Source organism: Methylibium sp. T29 (assembly GCF_000576205.1).
Taxonomy (GTDB): Bacteria; Pseudomonadota; Gammaproteobacteria; order Burkholderiales; family Burkholderiaceae_C; genus Methylibium; species Methylibium petroleiphilum.
The window spans coordinates 1-3,425 of sequence record NZ_AZND01000307.1; the positions used below are offsets into that span (position 1 = coordinate 1).

Here is a 3,425-nt window from a genome sequence, read left to right on the forward strand (position 1 = left end):
GCCACGGCCGCGCGGTGCCCGTCGACGCGAGCTACGACGCGCTGGCCGCCGCGCACGTGGAGGCACTGGCGGCCGTGTCGGGCGACATCGCCCGGGCGATCGGCGAGCTGGCGACGCGCTGAGCCGTTGCCGTCACGGCCCGCCGGCGCCGTCGAACTTCGGCGTGGCGTCGTGCGACATCGCGCGCAGCAGCACGGCGCACAGCAGCACGACGCAGGCCACGACGTAGAGCCACACCAGCAGGATCGCCACCGAACCGGCGGCGCCGAAGGTCGACACCACCGCGCTGTGGCCGAGGTAGACGCTGACCAGGCCCTTGGCCGCCTCGAAGGCGAGCGCGCCGAAGACCGCCACGCCGCCGAGCTGCCGACGCGGCAACCGCACCGGCAGCATCACGCGCAGCAGCAGTGCGACCATCGTCACCGTGACGGCGAAGGACACCAGCCACGGCAGCACCAGCAACCAACCGGCCTGCAGCAACCCGCCGGCCAGCATCGGCGTGAAGGCACCGCCCAGCGAGACGAGCAGCGAGTTCACCACCAGCGACGCGAGCAGCACGAAGCCGATGCCGATCACCACCGCCACGCCACGCAGCCGGGCCGACACCAGCGCTGCCAGCAGCCGGCCGAGCGGCAGATCGGGCGCGCCGTCACGGCGCCACAGCTGCTCGAAGGCGGCGCGCAACTCGGCGAACACCGCACTGGCGCCGAACAGCGTGGCGCCGACGGCCGCCAGCGTGGCCCAAGCGCCGCGGGTCGAGCGGTAGGCGTTGGCGATCATCTCCTGCAGCAGCCGGCCGCCCTCGGTGCCGACCACGCGCGACAGCTGCGTCACCAGGTCCCCTTGCACCGCCTCGCGCCCCCACACCGCGCCGGCCACAGCGGTGGCGATCACGAGGATCGGCGCGAGCGAGAACAGCGTGTAGAACGCCAGCGCGGCGGCGGTGCGGCCGATGCGCTGCTCGGCCCACAGCGTCCAGGCGCGAACCGCCACGCGGTCCCAGCGCGGCAGCTTCACCGCGGCGACTCAATGCGTGGTGGCGCGGGGCGAGGGCCGGGCTGGAGGATCGGCCGGCTTCACGGCGCCGCCTTCCTCTTCCCAGGTGCGGACCGCCTCCCGATCGAGCAGCGCTTCACGCTGCGCCTTGCGACGCGACAGGTTGCGAACCAGTTGCATGGCCAGGCCGGAGGTCACGGTGAACATGAGGATCTTGCGCAGCATGAGCGGCTCCCTGCGCACGGGCCGGGGCGCGAATGCGTCGGCCGCGCGTGCGCGCGTCATGAGGCAAGGATAGGAGGGGGGTGGTGTCGCGTCCGTCGGGCGGCGGCGCGAGCGCGTGTCGGCGTCTTCCGACACGGGGCGGGGCACGGCGGCAGGCGCCGCGCCACGCGCCGGGGTCGATCAGTCGCCGAAGAACAGGCGGAACACCTCGGGCTCGTGCACCTCGCGGGTGTGCAGGCCCTGGAAGGCTTCGCGGAACGGCTCCGACGGCGGCAGCAGGTCGAGGTCGGCCGCCATGGTCTCGACCCAGGCCGGCGAAGCCGCCTCGATGCGTTCGCCCAGCGGGCGCTGGCCGAGCACGACGAGGCGCTGGGTCAGCGAATCGGCGAACGAGGGCAGTTCCTCCCATTCGATCGCATCGCGGCTGCGCAGGGCGTGCAGCGACGAAGAACGGTGGGCAGTGTTGGTGTGTGCGTAGCTCATGGTGTGTGCTGACGTCGATGGGACTGGTACGAAGCTTATCGGCCGCGCACCCCGGACATGAAGGGGAAAAGCGGGCCTTCGCCGGGTCAGTTCTCCACCCTGCCGCCTGCGAACGTGACATCCGACGCGCGCTTTGGAAGCGCGCTGACTTGACGCGACAATCGATCCATGCCACGCATCAGCGCGAACGTCCCCGCCGCCGAAGCCCGCGCCGTCCCGCCGCGCGCCAAGGGCGTGCCGGCCGATCCGCAGAAGTTCGCCGTCAGCGTGCGGCCCAGTCGGATCGACGGCCAGGGCGCGTTCGCCGCCGAGGCCATTCCGGCGCGCCGCAAGATCGGCGAGATCCGCGGCGAATCGATCAGCGTGCGCGAGGCGCGCCGCCGCGCCAGGGGCCAGGCCCGCATCATGATCGTCGAGGTGTCCGAGCGGCGGGCGATCGACGCCTCGCAGTCGGCCGATCCGCTGCGCTTCACCAACCACTCCTGCGCGCCCAACGCGTCGCTGCGCATCCGCCAGGGGCGCGTGGAGTTCTACGCCATGCGCGACATCGCGGTCGGTGAGGAGCTCTGCGTCGACTACGGCGAGAGCCACCACGAAGGCCGTCTGCGCTGTCGCTGCGGCGCGCCGAACTGCGCGGGGCGACTTTGATGTGGGCCCCCGGCTGCGGCGTACCGCAGCCTGCCCCCGAGGGGGCGCCCGGCCGGCTTGGGGCGGCCCGGCGCTCGGTCGGTGGGTGCCTACGGGCCGTCAGCCGCGCGCGGGCGCCGCCAGACGGCGCGCCTTCAGTTCCATCGCCAGGTAGGCCAGCGTCGCCACCGCCAACGGGCCCAGGTAGTAGAGCGCCCGGTAGGCCAGCAACGCGCCGAGCAGTTCGTGCTTCGGCAGCTCGTGCGACAGCAGCGCCACGAACACCGCCTCCAGCACGCCCAGGCCGGCCGGCACGTGGGTGATCACGCCGGCGATCGCGGCCACCAGCAGCACGCCCAGCACGGTGGGGAAGTCGATGCGCTGCTGCAGCAGCACGAACACCAGCGTGGCCATCAGCAGCCAGTTGGCGCTGGACATCGCCAGCTGCAGCAGCGCGAAGCGGCCGGAGGGCAGATCGAGCCGGTGGCCGCGCAGCGTCCAGCTGCGCTGCGGCGAGAAGGCGCACAGCGCCACGTAGGCGACGGCTGCCGCCAGCAGCACCCCACCCAGCACCTGCAAGGCCCGACCATCGAGCTTCCAGTCGGGCGGCGGCGCCAGCGGCCACAGCAGGAACACCGTGCCGGCGAGCAGCAGGTAGCCGAGCCAGTTGGTCAGCATGCTGATCGACAGCACGCGCGTGATCACCTCGTTGTCCAGCCCCAGCCGTGCGTACAGCCGGTAGCGGAAGGCCACGCCGCCGACCAGCGAGCCCAGGTTCAGGTTGAAGGCGTAGCTGACGAAGTTGACGCCCATCACCGTGCGCGGCCCGAGCGGGTGGCCGGTGCTGTGGCGGCCCAGCAGGTCGAAGCAGCTGTAGAGCGCATAGCTGGCCGCGGCCAGCGCGGCGGCGGCCCACAGGCTCGCGGCAGGCAGTTTCTTCACCGACGCCGTCACCTCGGTCCATTCCACCGTGCGGGCCTGGGTCACCAGCAGGTAGGTGACGAACGCGAAGAAGGCCAACGTGAGGCCGCGTTTCGCCCAAGGCCACCAGGGCCGCGACGTGAGGCCGCGCCGCCCGCCCGCAGCGCGGCGCG

At 72.5% G+C, this 3,425-nt stretch carries 5 protein-coding genes; 1 reads left to right on the forward strand and 4 read right to left on the reverse strand.

Annotated features, from left to right (window positions below; genetic code table 11):
- Window positions 1–132 precede the first annotated feature (132 nt).
- The 3 genes from x551_RS19895 to x551_RS19905 all read right to left on the reverse strand — a co-directional run bounded on the left by x551_RS19895 (window position 133) and on the right by x551_RS19905 (window position 1,704).
- Complete coding sequence (locus tag x551_RS19895; protein WP_011827643.1) at window positions 133–1,017, reverse strand: YihY/virulence factor BrkB family protein; 885 nt, start codon at window positions 1,015–1,017, stop codon at window positions 133–135.
- Window positions 1,018–1,026: 9 nt separating this feature from the next.
- Window positions 1,027–1,221 carry a hypothetical protein gene (locus x551_RS19900; protein WP_011827644.1) on the reverse strand — a complete coding sequence of 65 codons (195 nt, stop codon included), beginning with the start codon at window positions 1,219–1,221 and terminating at the stop codon, window positions 1,027–1,029.
- A gap of 180 nt (window positions 1,222–1,401) precedes the next feature.
- Window positions 1,402–1,704 carry a hypothetical protein gene (locus x551_RS19905; RefSeq protein ID WP_011827645.1) on the reverse strand — a complete coding sequence of 101 codons (303 nt, stop codon included), beginning with the start codon at window positions 1,702–1,704 and terminating at the stop codon, window positions 1,402–1,404.
- 168 nt (window positions 1,705–1,872) lie between these two features.
- Between x551_RS19905 and x551_RS19910 the strand changes: the two genes are divergently transcribed.
- Window positions 1,873–2,352, forward strand: coding sequence for an SET domain-containing protein-lysine N-methyltransferase (locus x551_RS19910; protein ID WP_051495944.1), 480 nt, complete (start codon window positions 1,873–1,875; stop codon window positions 2,350–2,352).
- A 99-nt stretch (window positions 2,353–2,451) separates the two neighbouring features.
- Here the strand turns inward: x551_RS19910 and x551_RS19915 are convergent.
- Window positions 2,452–3,425, reverse strand: a 974-nt coding sequence (locus tag x551_RS19915) for a lysylphosphatidylglycerol synthase domain-containing protein (protein WP_051512231.1), incomplete at its 5' end; no start/stop codon positions are given.

What these genes read in the sequence shown, in the direction of transcription:
- x551_RS19900 (WP_011827644.1), bottom strand. Translation starts at nt 1,221, where the DNA reads ATGCTGCGCAAGATCCTCATGTTCACCGTGACCTCCGGCCTGGCCATG.
- x551_RS19905 (WP_011827645.1), bottom strand. Translation starts at nt 1,704, where the DNA reads ATGAGCTACGCACACACCAACACTGCCCACCGTTCTTCGTCGCTGCAC.
- x551_RS19910 (WP_051495944.1), top strand. Translation starts at nt 1,873, where the DNA reads ATGCCACGCATCAGCGCGAACGTCCCCGCCGCCGAAGCCCGCGCCGTC.